Below are 15,133 nucleotides of genomic sequence, written 5' to 3' on the forward strand. Positions count from 1 at the left end.
TCCCTGGAGGCTCCCTTGCCGTTCGACGAAGGCCCCCGCCGCTCCGGCGAACGCCGGCTGTCCGTCAACCCCTTCTACGGCCCCGCCAACCCGGTCGGGGACATGGCCCAGGCCCCGCCCACCCACCGGCTCCCGGACCAGCCCATGGCCCCGGCCACCGCCCACCAGCTGGTCCGCGACGAGCTGATGCTCGACGGCAACGCCCGGCTGAACCTCGCCACCTTCGTCACCACCTGGATGGAGCCGGAGGCGGGGGTGCTGATGGCGGAGTGCCGCGACAAGAACATGATCGACAAGGACGAGTACCCGCGCACGGCCGAGCTGGAGCGGCGCTGCGTGGCGATGCTCGCCGACCTGTGGCACGCGCCCGACCCGGCGGCCGCCGTGGGGTGTTCGACGACCGGGTCGAGCGAGGCGTGCATGCTCGCCGGGATGGCGCTGAAGCGCCGCTGGGCGAAGCGCAACGCCGACCGGTACCCCGGGACCCGGCCCAATCTGGTGATGGGCGTGAACGTGCAGGTCTGCTGGGAGAAGTTCTGCACCTTCTGGGAGGTGGAAGCGCGGCTGGTGCCCATGGAGGGCGAGCGCTACCACCTGGACCCGCAGGCCGCCGTCGAGCTGTGCGACGAGAACACCATCGGAGTCGTCGGCATCCTGGGCTCCACGTTCGACGGCTCCTACGAACCGATCGCCGAGCTGTGCGCGGCACTGGACGCGCTGCGGGACCGGACGGGCCTGGACATCCCGGTGCACGTGGACGGGGCGTCCGGCGCGATGGTGGCGCCGTTCCTCGACGAGGACCTGGTGTGGGACTTCCGGCTGCCCAGGGTGGCGTCCATCAACACCTCGGGGCACAAGTACGGCCTGGTGTACCCGGGCGTCGGCTGGGCGCTGTGGCGGGACGCGGACGCGCTGCCCGAGGAGCTGGTGTTCCGGGTGAACTACCTGGGCGGCGACATGCCGACGTTCGCGCTGAACTTCTCCCGGCCGGGCGCCCAGGTCGTGGCGCAGTACTACACGTTCCTGCGGCTGGGCCGGGACGGCTACCGGGCCGTGCAGCAGGCCGCCAGGGACGTGGCCACGGGACTCGCCGGGCGCATCGAGGCGCTCGGCGACTTCCGGCTGCTGACCCGGGGCGACCAGCTGCCGGTGTTCGCCTTCACGACCGCGCCGGAGGTGACGTCGTACGACGTCTTCGACGTCTCGCGGCGGCTGCGGGAGCACGGCTGGCTGGTGCCCGCCTACACGTTCCCGGCCAACCGCGAGGACCTGTCCGTGCTGCGGGTGGTGTGCCGCAACGGCTTCTCCGCCGACCTCGCCGACCTGCTCGCCCAGGACCTGGAACGGCTGCTGCCGGAGCTGCGGCAGCAGCCGGGTCCGCTCACCCGCGACAAGGACGCGGCCACCAGCTTCCACCACTAGCGAGCCGGCTCGTCCTGACCGGCTCAGCCGTGCGGGCAGGGCCCTAGCGGCTCAGCCGTGCGAACCTCCTGACCGCGAGCGGGAAGAACACCGCGAGCAGGGCCAGGGGCCACAGGAACGCCCATCCGACGTGCCCGGACTCCGCGCCGGGCACGCCGAACAGGTGCCGTACGGCCGTGGCGGTGTGGGACAGGGGGTTCCACTCCACGGCCGTGCCGAGCCAGCCGGGCATCGAGCCTGGGGTGGCGAAGGCGTTGGACAGGAAGCCGACCGGCCAGACCAGGATCTGCACCGCCTGCACCAGCTCGGGCCTGCCCGCCACCAGGGCCAGGTGGATGCCGATCCACAGCATCGCGAAGCGGAACAACAGCAGCAGGCCCAGGGCTCCCAGGAGGGCGGCCGGGCCGCCGCCGGGACGCCAGCCGAGCGCGGCGCCCACGGCGATCAGCACGAGCAGGGTCAGCACCGACTGCAGCATGTCGGCGGCGGAACGGCCCACCAGCACCGCTCCGTTGGCCATGGGCATCGAGCGGAAGCGGTCGATGACGCCCTTGTCGAGGTCCTGCGTGACGGCGATCATCGTGCCCTCCAGGCCGAAGGCCATGGTGAGGGCGAGCATCCCCGGGATCAGGTAGTCGCGGTAGTCCCCGGCCACGCCCCGCCCGCCGCCGACCAGGTAGCCGAACATCAGCAGCAGCATCACCGGGAAGACCAGGCCGACGGCCAGCTGCACCGGCTGCCGCTGCCAGCGGGCGAGCTCCCGGCGGGTCATGGTCCAGGAGTCGGTCAGTGCGTGCACGCTCACGCGGCCTCCTTCATACGGGTGTCGTCTCCGGTCAGGTGCAGGAACACCTCGTCCAGCGTCGGGCGGCGCAGCGCCACGTCCTCCGCCTGGATACCGGCCTGTTCAAGGGCCCGTACGACAGCGGAGAGCGCCTCCATGCGGTCGGTCACCGGGGCGCTCAGCAGGCGGCGGTCCGCGTCCACGGTGATCCCGGTGAGGGGCAGCAGGGCGACGGCCGCGTCCAGCCGGTCCGCGTCGCGCAGGACCACGTCGATGCGGTCGCCGCCGGTGGCGGCCTTCAGTTCGTCCGCCGTGCCGTCGGCGATGACCCGGCCGGCGTCGACGACCGAGATGCGGTCGGCGAGCTGGTCGGCCTCCTCCAGGTACTGGGTGGTGAGCAGGACGGTCGTGCCCGCGCCGACCAGCGAGCGGACGGAGTTCCACACCTCGGCGCGGCCACGCGGGTCCAGGCCGGTGGTCGGTTCGTCGAGGAAGAGCACCTCGGGCTCGGTAATCAGGGACGCCGCGAGGTCCAGGCGGCGCCGCATGCCCCCGCTGTACTGCCGGACCGCCTTACGGCCGGTGCCGGCCAGGCCGAAGCGCTCCAGGAGTTCGTCCGCACGCGCGCGTGCCCGCCGCGCGCCCAGGTGGTGCAGCCGGCCGAACAGCTCCAGGTTCTGCCGGCCGCCGAGCTCCTCGTCGAGCGCGGCGTGCTGGCCGAGCAGGCCGATGCGCAGCCGTACGGCGTAGGCCTCGCGCACCACGTCGTGGCCGGCGACCCGGATCCGGCCCGCGTCGGGCCGCAGCAGCGTGGACAGAACCCTCACCAGGGTGGTCTTGCCCGCGCCGTTCGGGCCGAGCACCCCGTGCACCGTGCCGCGCGCGACCGTGAGGTCGAGCCCGTCCAGCGCCTTCTTGGCGCCGTACCTCTTCTCCGCGCCTTCGACGGTGATCGCCGCGTCGGCCACTGAGCCTCCCTCGCCCATCAAAGCTAGTCAAACTTGACTACATGCTCGAACGTAACCCGAGCTCCGTCATTCGTCAAATTTGATTAGAGCGCGTCCCCGGGATGCGGCTCGCCCGTCGCGTACGGGTTCTCCTCGCCCTCGGCCAGGATCCCCACGAACGGGTCGCCCTCGTCGGCGAAGGTGTAGGCGCCGCCCTCGATGCGCTCGATCAGGCCACGGGTCCACTCGGCCTCCGAGTCGGCCGTGTGGACCCACATGTTCATGATCTCCCCGATGTGGCCGAGCTGTTCGGGCCCCTCCTCGGGCACGTAGTGCTCCAGGACGGAGGCCCGCCACTGCTCGATCCGCAGAGTGCGCTCCTTGAGCAGCGCGACGGCCTCCGCCCGCGGCAGGTCGACCACGAATCCGACCGCCGCCGTCTTCACGTCCCCGCGCTGGTCGTAGGTGACCAGCGCCTCCCGCAGCAGCCGGAAGTACTCCTCGGTGCCCGGCTGGGTGATCTCGTACTCCGTGCGCGGCGGGCCGCCGGCCGTGGACGGGGCGATCTCGTGCGCGTGCAGCAGCCCTTGCTTCGCCATCTGCTTGAGGGCGTGGTAGATCGAGCCGGGCTTGGCGTTGGACCACTCGTGCGCGCCCCAGTACTCCAGGTCGTTGCGCACCTGGTAGCCGTGGGCGCGACCGTGCATACGGACCGCGCCGAGCACGAGAAGACGGATCGCTGACATGCGGTCCAGGTTAGGACCCGGCCGCCACCTGCTGTTCCGCGGCCACCAGCTCGAAGGCCGTCCGGCCGTCCAGCGACTCGCGGATGATGTCGGCGTGACCGGCGTGCCGGGCCGTCTCGCGGATCAGGTGCAGGCAGAGCCAGCGCATCGAGAGGTGCTCGTCCTTGGGGTTCCAGGACGTCGCGGGCAGCTCGAAGGTGTCGTCGAGGCTGGGCACGGCGCGGATGAACGCCTCCGTCCCGGCGGCCACCTTCTCGTAGTACGCGAGCTGCGACTCCACGGTCTCGTCGCCGACCAGCACGAAGCACTCGTGCCAGTTCGACTCGTCCCGGTGGACGGCCGGCGGCTCGCCCTTGGCGCGGGCGATCCAGCCCTGCTCGACCTCCGCGACGTGCTTGAGCAGCCCGGCCAGGGACAGCTCGCTGGCACTCGGCCGGGACGACGCCTGCTCAGCCGTCAGGCCCAGCAGCGCCCTGCGGATGCCGCCGCGCTGCTCGGCGATGAAGGACAGAAGCGCTCCGCGCTCGTCACCGGGTGCCTCGGGTCCCACGTGCGTCACCATGACCGGTCGCCTTTCGTCTGTGCGGCTGCTGCCTGACACCCACGAAGCTACGGGCCCTTGCGGTCAGCTTCTGTCCGCAAGGGCCCGGCGGGTCGCACGAGGTCGTATCGGGGTCAGAACGGGGTCAGAACGGGAATCCGCTCCGGCCGTGCTGCACCGAGATCCACTTGGTCGTCGTGAAGGCGTCCAGCATCGTGTCGCCGTTGAGCCGGCCGAGGCCGGAGTGCTTCTCGCCGCCGAAGGGGACGATCGGCTCGTCGTGGACCGTGCCGTCGTTCACGTGGAACATGCCCGTGTCGATCTGCTTGGCGAAGTTCACGCCGCGCTCGATGTTCCCGGTGTGCACGGCGCCGCTCAGCCCGTACGGAGTGTCGTTGACGATGCGCACGGCCTCCTCCTCGCCGTCGAACGGCACGAGGAAGGCGACCGGGCCGAAGACCTCCTGGCGCAGCAGCGCGGAGTCGGCGGGGACGCCGGTCAGCACGGACGGCTCGACGAGATTGTCCGTGCGGCCGCCGCGCACCAGGGCCGTGGCGCCCTCGGCGAGGGCCTGCTCGACCACGCCCGCGACGGCGTCGGCCTGCTGGGAGTTGATCACCGGGCCGATCACGGTCTGCGGGTCGCGCGGGTCCCCCGCCTTGAGACTCTTCACCTTGGCGACGAACTTCTCGGTGAACTCGTCGGCCACCGACCGGTCGACCAGGACGCGGTTGGCGGCCATGCAGACCTGGCCCTGGTGGACGTACCGGCTGAAGACGGCCGCGTTGACCGCGTAGTCGACATCGGCGTCGTCGAGGACCACCAGGGCGCTGTTGCCGCCGAGTTCGAGCACGGCCCGCTTGAACTGGCGGGCGCAGACGGTGGCCACGTGCCGGCCGACCTGGTCGGAGCCGGTGAAGGAGATGACCTTGGGCACCGGGTGCTCGATGAAGGCGTCGCCGATCTCCGCGATGTCGGTGATGACGACGTTGAGCAGACCGCCGGGCAGCCCCGCGTCCTCGAAGATCTTCGCCACCAGCGAGCCGCCGACGATCGGGGTGTTCTGGTGGGGCTTGAGCACCACGGCGTTGCCGAGGGCGAGCGCCGGGGCGACCGACTTGATCGACAGCAGGAACGGGAAGTTGAAGGGGCTGATCACGCCCACGACCCCGACGGGCACGCGGTAGACGCGGTTCTCCTTGCCGTCCACCGGGGAGGGGATGATCCGGCCCTCGGGGGCCAGCGCCAGATGGACCGCCTCGCGCAGGAACTCCTTGACGAGGTGCAGCTCGAAGGCGGCCTTCAGCCGTGTGCCGCCGAGCTCGGCGATGATGGCCTCGGAGATCTCCGCCTCGCGCTCCTCGACGAGGCTCAGGGCCTTCTCGAAGACCGCTCGGCGGGCGTACGGGTTGGTCGCGGCCCACTGCTTCTGGGCGCGGGCCGCCGCCCGGTACGCCTGATCGACCTCGTCGGCCGTGGCTATGGTGATCGACGCCAGCTTCTCGTCGTCGTACGGGTTGAAGTCGATGATGTCCCAGGAACCGGTACCCGGGCGCCACTCACCGTCGATGTACTGCCGTGCAAGGTCGGTGAAGTAGGACGACGACATGTGTGACCCCTCGATCCCTGACAGACCCTCGATCGCGCCTTCACGATCTGATCACACGTCATCGTACTGGCGTATCAGGAGAGTTGGAGGAGACCCCGGAGAAGATCCCGGCTCTCCGACGGGCCCGGGCTGTCGCTCTGCAGCTCCTTGAGCGCCTTCTCGTACTGGGCGACGTCCTCGGGCTTGTCCAGGTACAGCGCGCTGGTCAGCTGCTCCAGGTAGACCACGTCCGAGAGGTCGGACTCCGGGAAGCTGAGGATCGTGAACGCGCCACTTTCGCCGGAGTGGCCGCCGAGGCTGAACGGCATCACCTGCAGCCGTACGTTGGGCCGCTCGGAGATCTCGATGAGGTGCTGGAGCTGGCCGCGCATGACCTCGCGGTCGCCGTAGGGGCGGCGCAGCGCGGCCTCGTCCAGGACGATGTGGAAGTCGGGCGCGCGCTCGTCGACCAGGTACTTCTGCCGCTCCAGGCGCAGCGCCACCCGCCGCTCGACGTCGGCCTCGCTGGCGCCCTGCATGCCGCGGCGGACCACCGCGTGCGCGTAGGCCTCGGTCTGCAGCAGGCCGTGCACGAACTGCACCTCGTAGGCCCGGATCAGGGAGGCGGCGCCCTCCAGGCCGACGTAGGTCGGGAACCAGCTGGGCAGCACGTCCGAGTAACTGTGCCACCAGCCCGCGACGTTGGCCTCCTTGGCCAGGGAGAGCAGGGAGGCGCGCTCCTGCTCGTCGGTGATGCCGTAGAGGGTCAGGAGGTCTTCCACGTCTCTGGTCTTGAAGCTCACCCGGCCCAGCTCCATCCGGCTGATCTTCGACTCGGAGGCGCGGATCGAATAGCCCGCCGCCTCGCGCGTGATCCCCCGCGCCTCACGCAGTCGCCTGAGTTGTGATCCGAGCAGCATGCGCCGCACCACCGATCCCGGCTCTCCCGCGCTCACGTTCGCCAGCCTCCCCAACGTCTTCAGGGGCCGAAGTCTGCCACTAAAACACTCCGAGCAGTACTCGTCCGGTTACGGAAACGGAATCGAGACAGTCGGCGCACGCGCACGCACTCAAGAAACGGGGAAGTGAACGGCCGGAAGGGGACACGAAGATGACGGAAAAATTGACCAAGAAGCGGTACGGGACGGCTTATTCCGGTCACCTGCACGTGCATCTGCCCTTGCATCTGCTGTACGCATCCGAAACCATGGTCCCGCACCACCGCCGCATCGCACCGACCGCGAATTCCCGGGAGTGCCTCGCATGGGGACGAATGGATCGACCATGCTCGAGCCGTTACGGCAGGGCCTTCCGCCGCTCGACCCCGCGGCCGTGTCCGACGCCGCCTCCTGTGCCCTGCCCGCCCGCTACGAAGCGGTGCGCGAGGCGCGGAGGTTCACCCGCAGAACCCTCGACCAGTGGGACATGGGCGAGCGTTTCGACGACGTCTGCCTCGTCGTCTCGGAGCTCGTCACCAACGCCCTGCGGCACGGCCTGACGGCGGACACCTCGTGCGCCGGTCCCCATGAGCCGGCCGTGCGGCTGCACTTGATGCGGTGGACCGAGCGGCTCGTGTGCGCGGTGCGCGACCCCAGTCACGACAGCCCCGTCGCCCGGGAGACCGACGACTTCTCGGCCGAGTCGGGCCGCGGGCTGTTCCTCGTCGACTCCTTCAGCGACAGCTGGGGCTGGCACCCGATGGCCGGCGCGCTCAGCGGCAAGGTGGTGTGGGCGCTGTTCCGGCTGCCCCGGACCGGAGCACGGCCGCACGCGGAATGAGCAACCGCGGCGCATCCTCGCGCCGCGGTTCTACGCGCGTCACGGCGCGTCGAGCACCGGTCGCCCGCAGTCAGCGGGCCCGACGGCCGTCAGCCGCCCACCAGATGGTCGAACTCGCCGTCCTTCACACCCAGCAGCATCGCCTCGATCTCCGCACGGGTGTAGACCAGCGCCGGACCGTCGGGGAAGCGGGAGTTGCGCACGGCCACGTCCCCGCCCGGCAGGCGGGCGAACTCCACGCACGAGCCCTGCGAGTTGCTGTGCCGGCTCTTCTGCCAGGCCACACCGTGCAGCCTGGTGGCCGCCATACCGTTGTACACGTCGTGGTCCACAGGTCGCTCCCCGGTGGTGCACTGGCTGGTGTGGCCATTGATGCATCGGTCAACTGACCCGGATCATAGCTCTGTTCAAGTGCAGATGCATGGGCAGATGCACGTGCACGGGGGGTGGCCCTCCGGTTACAGCTGTGACGACCGTCTGACCGGAGCCTCGCCTGGTTGGACGCCCCGGCCCCACTGCGCGTTCCCGGCGAACGGGGGTGAAGTCGGCGGGTTCGGCGGAGGTCTCGTGGAGGCGGAGCATCCGCTCGGCGGCACGGCCCGGCGGTTGTGCGGCTGCGGGAGGGGTGGACCGGCCCGTATGTGGAAGCGGTTTCCACCGGTCGGGAGCAGGGAGAAACGGGCCGTACGCGGGAGGGGAGGGTCGTCCCGCGGGCCGAGGTCCGGCTCGGACCATCGCCGGACCCGCGCCGGGCGCGCGGCACCGCACGACCCGGAGGAAGTGTCCCGCCGGGGGTCGGCCGGGAGTCCGGCGCGGGGCGGCCGACCGGGCACGCAGCCGGTCCTGGGGCGGCCCCGGCGGTGGTACGGGAGCCTGCCGTTCCACGGGGAAGAGGTCCCCCACCCGTCAAGCGTGGGGAACCTCACCCGGATCCGGACACGTCCAGCGGCCGGTGTGCGGCTGCGAGTTCAGCGGCCGGCGTACGGCTGCAGGCTCAGCGGCTGTTGTACGGCTGCGGGCTCAGCGGCCGGCGAACGGCAGGAGGTGCAACGGCCGGTGTACGGCTGTCGGCTCAACGGCTGTTGTACGGCTGCGGGCTCAGCGGCCGGCGTACGGCAGCAGCGCCATCTCGCGCGCGTTCTTGACCGCCCGGGCCAGCTGTCGCTGCTGCTGGGCCGACACCCGGGTGACGCGGCGGCTGCGGATCTTGCCGCGGTCGGAGACGAACTTCCGCAGCAGGTCGGTGTCCTTGTAGTCGATGTACGTGATCCCGGCCTGGTCCAGGGGGTTGGGGCGGTTCTTCGCGGGCTTGCGCTCGGGCTTGCGGGGCATGGCGGGTCAGACCTCCAGGAGGGTGTCGAAGGCGTGCGGCAGCCGCTGCCAGGCGTCGCGCCCGGCGGCGTACTCGGCGTCGGTCAGCAGGCAGGACTCCAGCAGGCGCTCCAGGCCGTCCCGGTCGAGGCCGGGTGAGGTGAAGACCAGGTGCTGGCCGCGGTCGCCGTGCTCGGGGTGCCAGTCCAGCGCGGCGGCCGCGCGGCGCACCGGCGGGACCATCTCCCAGGCCGCGTCCGGCAGGGAGGCCAGCCACGGTCCGGCGCTCTCCACGCACAGGGCGCCTCCGGCCGCGTCCCAGTGGAACAGCGTGTCGGGCTTGTCGGCGAGCCAGAAGCGGCCCCGGCTGCGGGCGGCCGCGCAGGTCAGGTCCTCCAGGGCGGCGTAGAGCCGCTCCGGGTGGAAGGGGCGGCGGCGGCTCCAGACCAGGGTGGAGACGCCGTGTGCGTCGGCCTCGGCGGGCAGCAGCGCGCAGGCGGGGTGCTGGGCGGCGGCGGCCGCCTCGACGTCGAAGCCGGCGAAGGCCGCCCGGGCCAGCGGGGAGAGCGGGCGCAGGCGCGGGGCCGGGGCGGTCAGGCCGTCACGGTCCGCCGCGCCGGGGGCCCCGTGGCCGTCACGGTCCGCCCCGCCGAGGGCGTTGAAGCGGTCGTCGTTCGCCGCGCCGGGGGCCCCGTGGCCGTCGCCGTCCGCCGCGCCTGGGCCGGGCGGGCGGCCGGGGCGGGGGGCCTCCTGCACGGAGGTGTCCTGTGCGGAGGTCTCCTGCACAGAGGTGTCCTGTGCGGAGGTCTCCTGCCCGATGGCCACTCGAAGGGCCGTCGGGTGCAGTTGGGCGAGGAGTTCACGGTCCTCGTCGTCGGCCTCGGGCGAGTCGGCGACCGCGAGGACGGGGGCGTACTCCAGCTGGCGTGCGAAGGTGTCGGCGACCGTGCGCTGGTCGGTCGCCGCCGCGGCGAGGCCGCCGTCGGCCAGGTCGTCGCCGTTGGCCAGGTACGGCAGGACCAGGGCCGGGTCGACGGCGGTGATCACGCCGGTGACGGTGAGCCCGCCGGCCGCGACGACCTCGGCCATGGCCTTGGGCTCGACGGAGTCCCACAGCTCGACGACGGCGAGCCGGGTGGCACCGGCGTCCCGGAGCCGCTCCAGCTCCGGGACGAGATCCTCGCGCAGGGCGCAGCACGCGCAGTCGTTGACGAGCGGGGCCTCCCCCGCGTCGAGGATGCCGCCGGCGTCCCGCACGGTCCGCACGACCGTGCCGGCGGCCGCCGTCGCCAGGTCGTGGTGGAGGACGACACTGCCGGGCACCTCGGCGAGCAGCCGGGCCACGGCCGCCCTGCGGGCGTCGGCGTGCAGCCCGCCGACGATCACGACGGGGAGCCCAGGGGGGACAGCCACGGAATCAGCCCTTCTTTCCGTACCGGCGCTCGAAGCGCTCGACGCGGCCGGCGGTGTCCAGGACGCGCGCGGTGCCCGTGTAGAAGGGGTGGCTGACGTCGGAGATCTCGACGTCGACGACCGGGTAGGTGGCGCCGTCCTCCCACTCGATCGTCTTCTCGCTGGTCATGGTCGAGCGGGTGAGGAAGGCGTAGTTCGCGGCACGGTCGCGGAAGACGACCGGCCCGTACTCCGGGTGGATTCCCTTGCGCATCGTCAGCGCTCCTCTCGGAAGTCGACGTGGCGGCCGGCGACCGGATCGAACTTGCGCAGGGTCAGTCGGTCCGGGTCGTTGCGGCGGTTCTTGCGGGTGACGTAGGTGAAGCCGGTCCCGGCGGTGGACCGGAGCTTGATGACCGGACGGAGTTCGTTGCGTGCCATGCCGCTATGATACTGAAAACGAATACCATTTGCATCAACGATGACAGAGAGGTACGTCACCACCCATGTCCGCGCACTGCATGCTGACCGGCGCACAGCCGGGCTTCGGCAACCGCATCTCGCACTCCCACCGGCGCACGTCCCGGCGGTTCGACCCCAACATCCAGTCCAAGCGCTACTGGCTGCCGAGCGAGGGCCGGTACGTGCGGCTCCGGCTGAGCGCCCGGGGGATCAAGACCGTCGACACGATCGGGATCGAGGCGGCCGTGGCCCGGATCCGCGCCCGGGGAGGGAAGGTCTGATGGCGAAGAAGAGCAAGATCGCGAAGAACGACCGGCGGCAGGAGATCGTCGCGCGGTACGCCGCCCGGCGCGCCGAGCTGAAGGAGATCATCCGCAGGCCCTCCTCGACGGACGCCGAGCGCCTGGCCGCCCAGGTGGAACTGCGCCGGCAGCCCCGTGACGCGAGCGCCACGCGGGTACGCAACCGGGACCAGGTGGACGGGCGGCCGCGCGGCTACTTCCGGGCGTTCGGTCTGTCCCGGGTGAGCCTGCGGGAACAGGCGCACGCGGGGTATCTGCCCGGGGTGCGGAAGTCGTCCTGGTAGGGCTGGTGGTGCTGGTGGTCTTGCTTGTCCCGGTGGGGAGGGGGCTCTGAGGCCGGCCGGCCGGAGGGGGCGCCGAGGACGTCCCAGAGCGTCCGGAAGGGGCTTGACGGGTCCTGGTAGCTTGCTGCGATCGTTCCGGCCAAGGGTCGGCCGGTGCTGTCCGGACCGGCCGGCCGGCTACAGCTTGGGGGCTTGCAGTGACTTCGGTGACCTTCTGGCGCCGCTCCGGCGCGGTGCGCGTCGCGGCGGTGGCCGCGGGGCTGGTGGGCGCGCTCGTGCTGACGGGGTGCAGCGGCGACGGCGACTCCGGGGACGACTCGGCGTCGAGCCCGGCCCCCTCGGCCACGGAGTCGTCCCCGGCCGGCGGCTCCGACTCGGGCACGGACGCCGGTTCCGGCGGAGCGGGCGCCGGTGAGCTGGCGGGCAGCTGGCTCGCGACGACCGACGGCAAGGCCGTGGCCCTGGTGATCACCGGGAAGCAGGCCGCCCTGTTCGCCACCGGCGGCAGCATCTGCAGCGGGACAGCGGGCGAGGAGTCCGGGATGCGAATGATCCGCCTGAAGTGCACGGACGGCAGCCGGAACCGGGCCACCGGCATGATCGACTCGGTGAACGGCAGCAGCATGAAGGTCACCTGGGAGGGCGGCCTGGGCTCGGAGACGTACACGAAGGCGGAGGGCGGCAAGCTGCCGACGGGCCTGCCCACGGCGAGCCTGGACGCGCAGTAGCAGAGTGTGAGCGGGGCTACGGCGTCAGCGGCCCCGGGGCCGTGGCGCACAAGGCTCCCGGTCGTCCGGCGTTCGGGGGATTCGCAGGGGGTGCGTGCCCGTCGGGTCGTCGGGTGCGTGATGATCCTGGGGCCCGATGCTGCTGTTCATCACGCCCAGAGGAATCCATGCGCACCTTGCCCCGCACCCTGACCGCCGCCCTCGCCGCGACGCTCCTGCTGACCGGCTGCGGCGGCGGTGACACCGGCGCCACCGGCACCACCGGCGACGACGACGCGAAGAACGCGGACCCGGCGAACGGTTCCGCCTGCGCGCTCGCCGACCTGGGCGTGGAGGTCGGGGCCGGCGCCGCCCCGGCCGCCGGCGACACCGGCACCGTCACGGTCACGCTGACCAACCAGGGCGCGGACTGCACCCTGAAGGGCTTCCCGGCCGTGCAGCTGCACGCCGGTGACAGCACGACGTCCGTGTCCCCCGAAGAATCCGCGCAGAGCCGGCCGCTCACCCTCGGCGAGGGCGGCACGACGTCCTTCACCCTCACCTACGTCCGGGGCGAGGCGGGCTCCGCGCAGAGCCTGGCCGTGCGGAAGGCGTCCTTCACCCTGCCCGGCGCCACCGCGGACGCGCACGAACTGACGTGGTCGTACGGCGAGGTCGCCCGGACGGACGACGGCGGCGTGGAGGCCTCGGTGAGCGGCTTCGAGTCCGCCGGCGACTGACGGGGCTCGACCTCTTCCGGCGACCGACAGCGGGTCAGCGCAGGGGCGGTCGGTGTTCGACCCGGGCACGGTCCGCCGCCTGTGCGCCCTCCGTCCAGCCCGCCGCGTCGCTCACCCCGCGCAGCCGGGTGGTGGTCGTCTCCGGGAACATGCGGTCAAGCCGGCCGGTGACGGCGACGTCCCGGGAGGCCAGCACCGGGAGCAGGTCGTCGGACACCTGGGTTTCGGCCGCCGCTGCCAGGCGGGTGCCGATGCGGTGGGCGTAGGCCGCGAGGAACGACTGCCGGAACGTCTTGGTGCGCTTGCGGCCCCCGGCCCGCTGTGCCGCCTCCGCCTTCGTCATCGCGGTCGTGGCCTGCACGAGGAGTGAGGCGTAGAGGAGCTCGACGGCCTCCAGGTCGGTTTCGAAGCCGACGACGGTGGAGAAGCCGAGAGGCTCGTTCCACACCGCCCGGCAGTGGTTGGCCGTGGCGACCGCGTCCAGCAGCACGGCCTTGGCCTGCTCGTAGGGCGGTTCGACACCGACGCGGCAGGCCCCGGGCGTGTCGGGCGAGGGGGCCCGGGCCGCGAGCAGCGCCTCGTCGACACTGTGCCGGGCCATCAGCTCCTGGGCCTTGGCGCTGAGCGCCTCCGCCTCCTCCGGGAACCCGGTCGCCTCCGCCTTCGCGAGCAGGGCACGGATGCGGGTGAGCATGCGGGACTCGGTCCTCGGCCCGCCCGGCGCCTCGTCGAGGGGCTCCAGGGCGGGCAGGCGCAGCAGCAGGCGGTACAGCTCCAGCACGGCCGTGGCGTGCGAGAAGCGGTCGGTGCGCGGCGGGGCGCCGTCGGGCAGCTCCGCGAGCTGCGCGCTCCAGCGGCGGCCGCGGGGGACGTCGTCGGGCGCCTGGGCCCGGATCAGGGCGGAGACGAGCAGGACGTGCGGGTCGTGCAGTTCCCGCCGGACGATCCGTACGACGTCGGCCGGCTGCCAGCCGCGCCGCCAGGCCGCCGCCAGGAACTCCTGCCCGCGCCGCCCGAGTTCGGCGTCCGCGGCCGGGTCGGAGGCGAGCAGGGACGCGCCGGTGTCGAGGGCCGTCTCGCCGGTCTCGTACAGGGCGGCTTCGAACGCGCGGTCGACGGTGCTGGGCGTACTCACGGGCCGATGGTGCCACGCCGCTCGGCTCGGACGAACAGGGCACCCGGAGGTGTCAACTCGCGGTTGACACCCCCAGGGGCGCAACCTACGGTTGACAGCATGACGAACTCTCCCATCACGTCATCCGTGCGCCTCGACGACCTGATCGCGGCGATCAAGAAGGTGCACCAGGAACCGCTGGAGCAGCTCCAGGACGCGGTGATCGCCGCCGATCACCTCGGTGAGGTGGCCGACCACCTCATCGGCCACTTCGTGGACCAGGCACGGCGGTCCGGCGCGTCCTGGACCGACATCGGCAGGAGCATGGGCGTCACCCGCCAGGCCGCGCAGAAGCGGTTCGTGCCGAAGGAGTCGGCCGACCTCGACCCCGATCAGGGCTTCAACCGCTACACGCCGCGCGCCCGCAACACGGTGATGGCCGCGCACAACGAGGCCAGGGCCGCACGCAACGCCGAGGGCGTGCCCGAGCACCTCGTCCTCGGGCTGCTGGCCGAACCCGAGGGCCTCGCCGCGAAGGCCGTCATCGAGCAGGGCGTCTCCCTGGACGCGGTCCGCGAGGCGGCCACGGCGGCCCTCCCGCCGGCCGTGGACGAGGCCCCCGAGCTCGTGCCGTACGGCCAGGCCGCGAAGAAGGTCCTGGAGCTCACCTTCCGTGAGGCGCTGCGCCTCGGCCACAACTACATCGGCACCGAGCACATCCTCCTCGCCCTGCTGGAGCACGAGAACGGCGAGGGCGTCCTCAGCGGCCTCGGCATCGGCAAGGAGCGCACCGAGCAGTACGTCGCCGACGCGCTGCGGAAGATCGTGCAGGCAGGGCAGGACGGGCAGGCAGAGCAGGACGGGCCGGACGGGCCGGACGAGTCCTGAGGGCACGGGGCGAAGCGACCGGGACGGCAAGGGGCGGGAGCCGCGCGAGGGCGGGCGCGAGGGCGGGAGCCGCGCGAGGGCGGGCGCGAGGGCGGGAGCCGCGCGAGGGCGGGCGCGAGGGCGGGA

19 protein-coding genes are annotated in these 15,133 nt (G+C 72.1%); 7 read left to right on the top strand and 12 right to left on the bottom strand.

The genetic code is table 11. The features are described 5' to 3' along the window. Nucleotides 1-15 precede the first annotated feature (15 nt). The gene (locus CHR28_RS31155; protein WP_094057068.1) at nt 16-1,422 is read left to right on the top strand and encodes a glutamate decarboxylase; all 1,407 of its coding nucleotides are present in this window, start codon (nt 16-18) and stop codon (nt 1,420-1,422) included. A gap of 43 nt (nt 1,423-1,465) precedes the next feature. Here CHR28_RS31155 and CHR28_RS31160 read toward each other — a convergent pair whose 3' ends face one another. The 6 genes from CHR28_RS31160 to CHR28_RS31185 form a co-directional block, all read right to left on the bottom strand. Beyond that, on the bottom strand, nt 1,466-2,227 hold the full coding sequence (locus CHR28_RS31160; RefSeq protein WP_373453403.1) for an ABC transporter permease: 762 nt from the start codon (nt 2,225-2,227) through the stop codon (nt 1,466-1,468). Further along, complete coding sequence (locus tag CHR28_RS31165; RefSeq protein WP_094057069.1) at nt 2,224-3,192, bottom strand: ATP-binding cassette domain-containing protein; 969 nt, start codon at nt 3,190-3,192, stop codon at nt 2,224-2,226. Before CHR28_RS31165 ends, CHR28_RS31160 begins: the two co-directional genes overlap by 4 nt. Before the next feature lie 65 nt (nt 3,193-3,257). After that, the gene (locus CHR28_RS31170) at nt 3,258-3,899 is read right to left on the bottom strand and encodes a PadR family transcriptional regulator (RefSeq protein WP_094057070.1); all 642 of its coding nucleotides are present in this window, start codon (nt 3,897-3,899) and stop codon (nt 3,258-3,260) included. Between the two features lie 10 nt (nt 3,900-3,909). Beyond that, nucleotides 3,910-4,461, bottom strand: a complete 552-nt coding sequence (locus tag CHR28_RS31175; protein WP_094057071.1) for a DinB family protein — start codon at nt 4,459-4,461, stop codon at nt 3,910-3,912. A gap of 124 nt (nt 4,462-4,585) precedes the next feature. Further along, entirely contained in the window at nt 4,586-6,049 is a 1,464-nt protein-coding gene (locus CHR28_RS31180) for an aldehyde dehydrogenase family protein (RefSeq protein WP_094057072.1), read from the bottom strand. 74 nt (nt 6,050-6,123) lie between these two features. Next, nucleotides 6,124-6,948, bottom strand: coding sequence for a helix-turn-helix domain-containing protein (locus CHR28_RS31185; RefSeq protein WP_086559607.1), 825 nt, complete (start codon nt 6,946-6,948; stop codon nt 6,124-6,126). 364 nt (nt 6,949-7,312) lie between these two features. On the opposite strand from CHR28_RS31185, the gene CHR28_RS31195 reads away from it, so the two are divergent. Beyond that, entirely contained in the window at nt 7,313-7,807 is a 495-nt protein-coding gene (locus CHR28_RS31195) for an ATP-binding protein (RefSeq protein WP_306437587.1), read from the top strand. 89 nt (nt 7,808-7,896) lie between these two features. Here the strand turns inward: CHR28_RS31195 and CHR28_RS31200 are convergent, their stop codons facing one another. The 5 genes from CHR28_RS31200 to rpmG all read right to left on the bottom strand — a co-directional run bounded on the left by CHR28_RS31200 (nt 7,897) and on the right by rpmG (nt 10,951). Then, nucleotides 7,897-8,115 carry a DUF397 domain-containing protein gene (locus CHR28_RS31200; protein WP_052310470.1) on the bottom strand — a complete coding sequence of 73 codons (219 nt, stop codon included), beginning with the start codon at nt 8,113-8,115 and terminating at the stop codon, nt 7,897-7,899. A gap of 790 nt (nt 8,116-8,905) precedes the next feature. Then, entirely contained in the window at nt 8,906-9,139 is a 234-nt protein-coding gene (gene rpsR / locus CHR28_RS31205) for a 30S ribosomal protein S18 (RefSeq protein WP_094057075.1), read from the bottom strand. 6 nt (nt 9,140-9,145) lie between these two features. Continuing rightward, entirely contained in the window at nt 9,146-10,531 is a 1,386-nt protein-coding gene (locus CHR28_RS31210) for a GTP-binding protein (RefSeq protein WP_107473147.1), read from the bottom strand. A 4-nt stretch (nt 10,532-10,535) separates the two neighbouring features. Beyond that, a complete protein-coding gene (locus tag CHR28_RS31215) occupies nt 10,536-10,784 on the bottom strand; it encodes a type B 50S ribosomal protein L31 (protein WP_094057077.1) in 249 nt (82 codons plus the stop codon). Nucleotides 10,785-10,786: 2 nt separating this feature from the next. Further along, the gene (gene rpmG, locus CHR28_RS31220; RefSeq protein WP_003991959.1) at nt 10,787-10,951 is read right to left on the bottom strand and encodes a 50S ribosomal protein L33; all 165 of its coding nucleotides are present in this window, start codon (nt 10,949-10,951) and stop codon (nt 10,787-10,789) included. A 65-nt stretch (nt 10,952-11,016) separates the two neighbouring features. Here rpmG and rpmB point away from each other — a divergent pair, with 65 nt between their 5' ends. The 4 genes from rpmB to CHR28_RS31240 all read left to right on the top strand — a co-directional run bounded on the left by rpmB (nt 11,017) and on the right by CHR28_RS31240 (nt 13,005). Next, nucleotides 11,017-11,253, top strand: a complete 237-nt coding sequence (gene rpmB, locus CHR28_RS31225) for a 50S ribosomal protein L28 (RefSeq protein WP_094057078.1) — start codon at nt 11,017-11,019, stop codon at nt 11,251-11,253. Next, nucleotides 11,253-11,558: a 30S ribosomal protein S14 gene (gene rpsN, locus CHR28_RS31230; RefSeq protein ID WP_094057079.1), complete on the top strand. Its 306-nt coding sequence runs from the start codon at nt 11,253-11,255 to the stop codon at nt 11,556-11,558. The genes rpmB and rpsN overlap by 1 nt, the downstream gene beginning before the upstream one ends. A 197-nt stretch (nt 11,559-11,755) precedes the next feature. Continuing rightward, nucleotides 11,756-12,286, top strand: coding sequence for a hypothetical protein (locus CHR28_RS31235; protein WP_373453404.1), 531 nt, complete (start codon nt 11,756-11,758; stop codon nt 12,284-12,286). A 167-nt stretch (nt 12,287-12,453) separates the two neighbouring features. Continuing rightward, the gene (locus CHR28_RS31240; protein WP_094057081.1) at nt 12,454-13,005 is read left to right on the top strand and encodes a DUF4232 domain-containing protein; all 552 of its coding nucleotides are present in this window, start codon (nt 12,454-12,456) and stop codon (nt 13,003-13,005) included. Nucleotides 13,006-13,039: 34 nt separating this feature from the next. Here the strand turns inward: CHR28_RS31240 and CHR28_RS31245 are convergent, their stop codons facing one another. Beyond that, entirely contained in the window at nt 13,040-14,140 is a 1,101-nt protein-coding gene (locus tag CHR28_RS31245) for a DUF2786 domain-containing protein (RefSeq protein WP_094057082.1), read from the bottom strand. A gap of 99 nt (nt 14,141-14,239) precedes the next feature. Between CHR28_RS31245 and CHR28_RS31250 the strand changes: the two genes are divergently transcribed. Beyond that, nucleotides 14,240-15,007: a Clp protease N-terminal domain-containing protein gene (locus CHR28_RS31250; RefSeq protein WP_094057083.1), complete on the top strand. Its 768-nt coding sequence runs from the start codon at nt 14,240-14,242 to the stop codon at nt 15,005-15,007. Nucleotides 15,008-15,133 lie beyond the last annotated feature (126 nt).

The sequence above is a fragment of the Streptomyces sp. XY006 genome (genome assembly GCF_002237655.1).
Lineage (GTDB): Bacteria > Actinomycetota > Actinomycetes > Streptomycetales > Streptomycetaceae > Streptomyces > Streptomyces levis.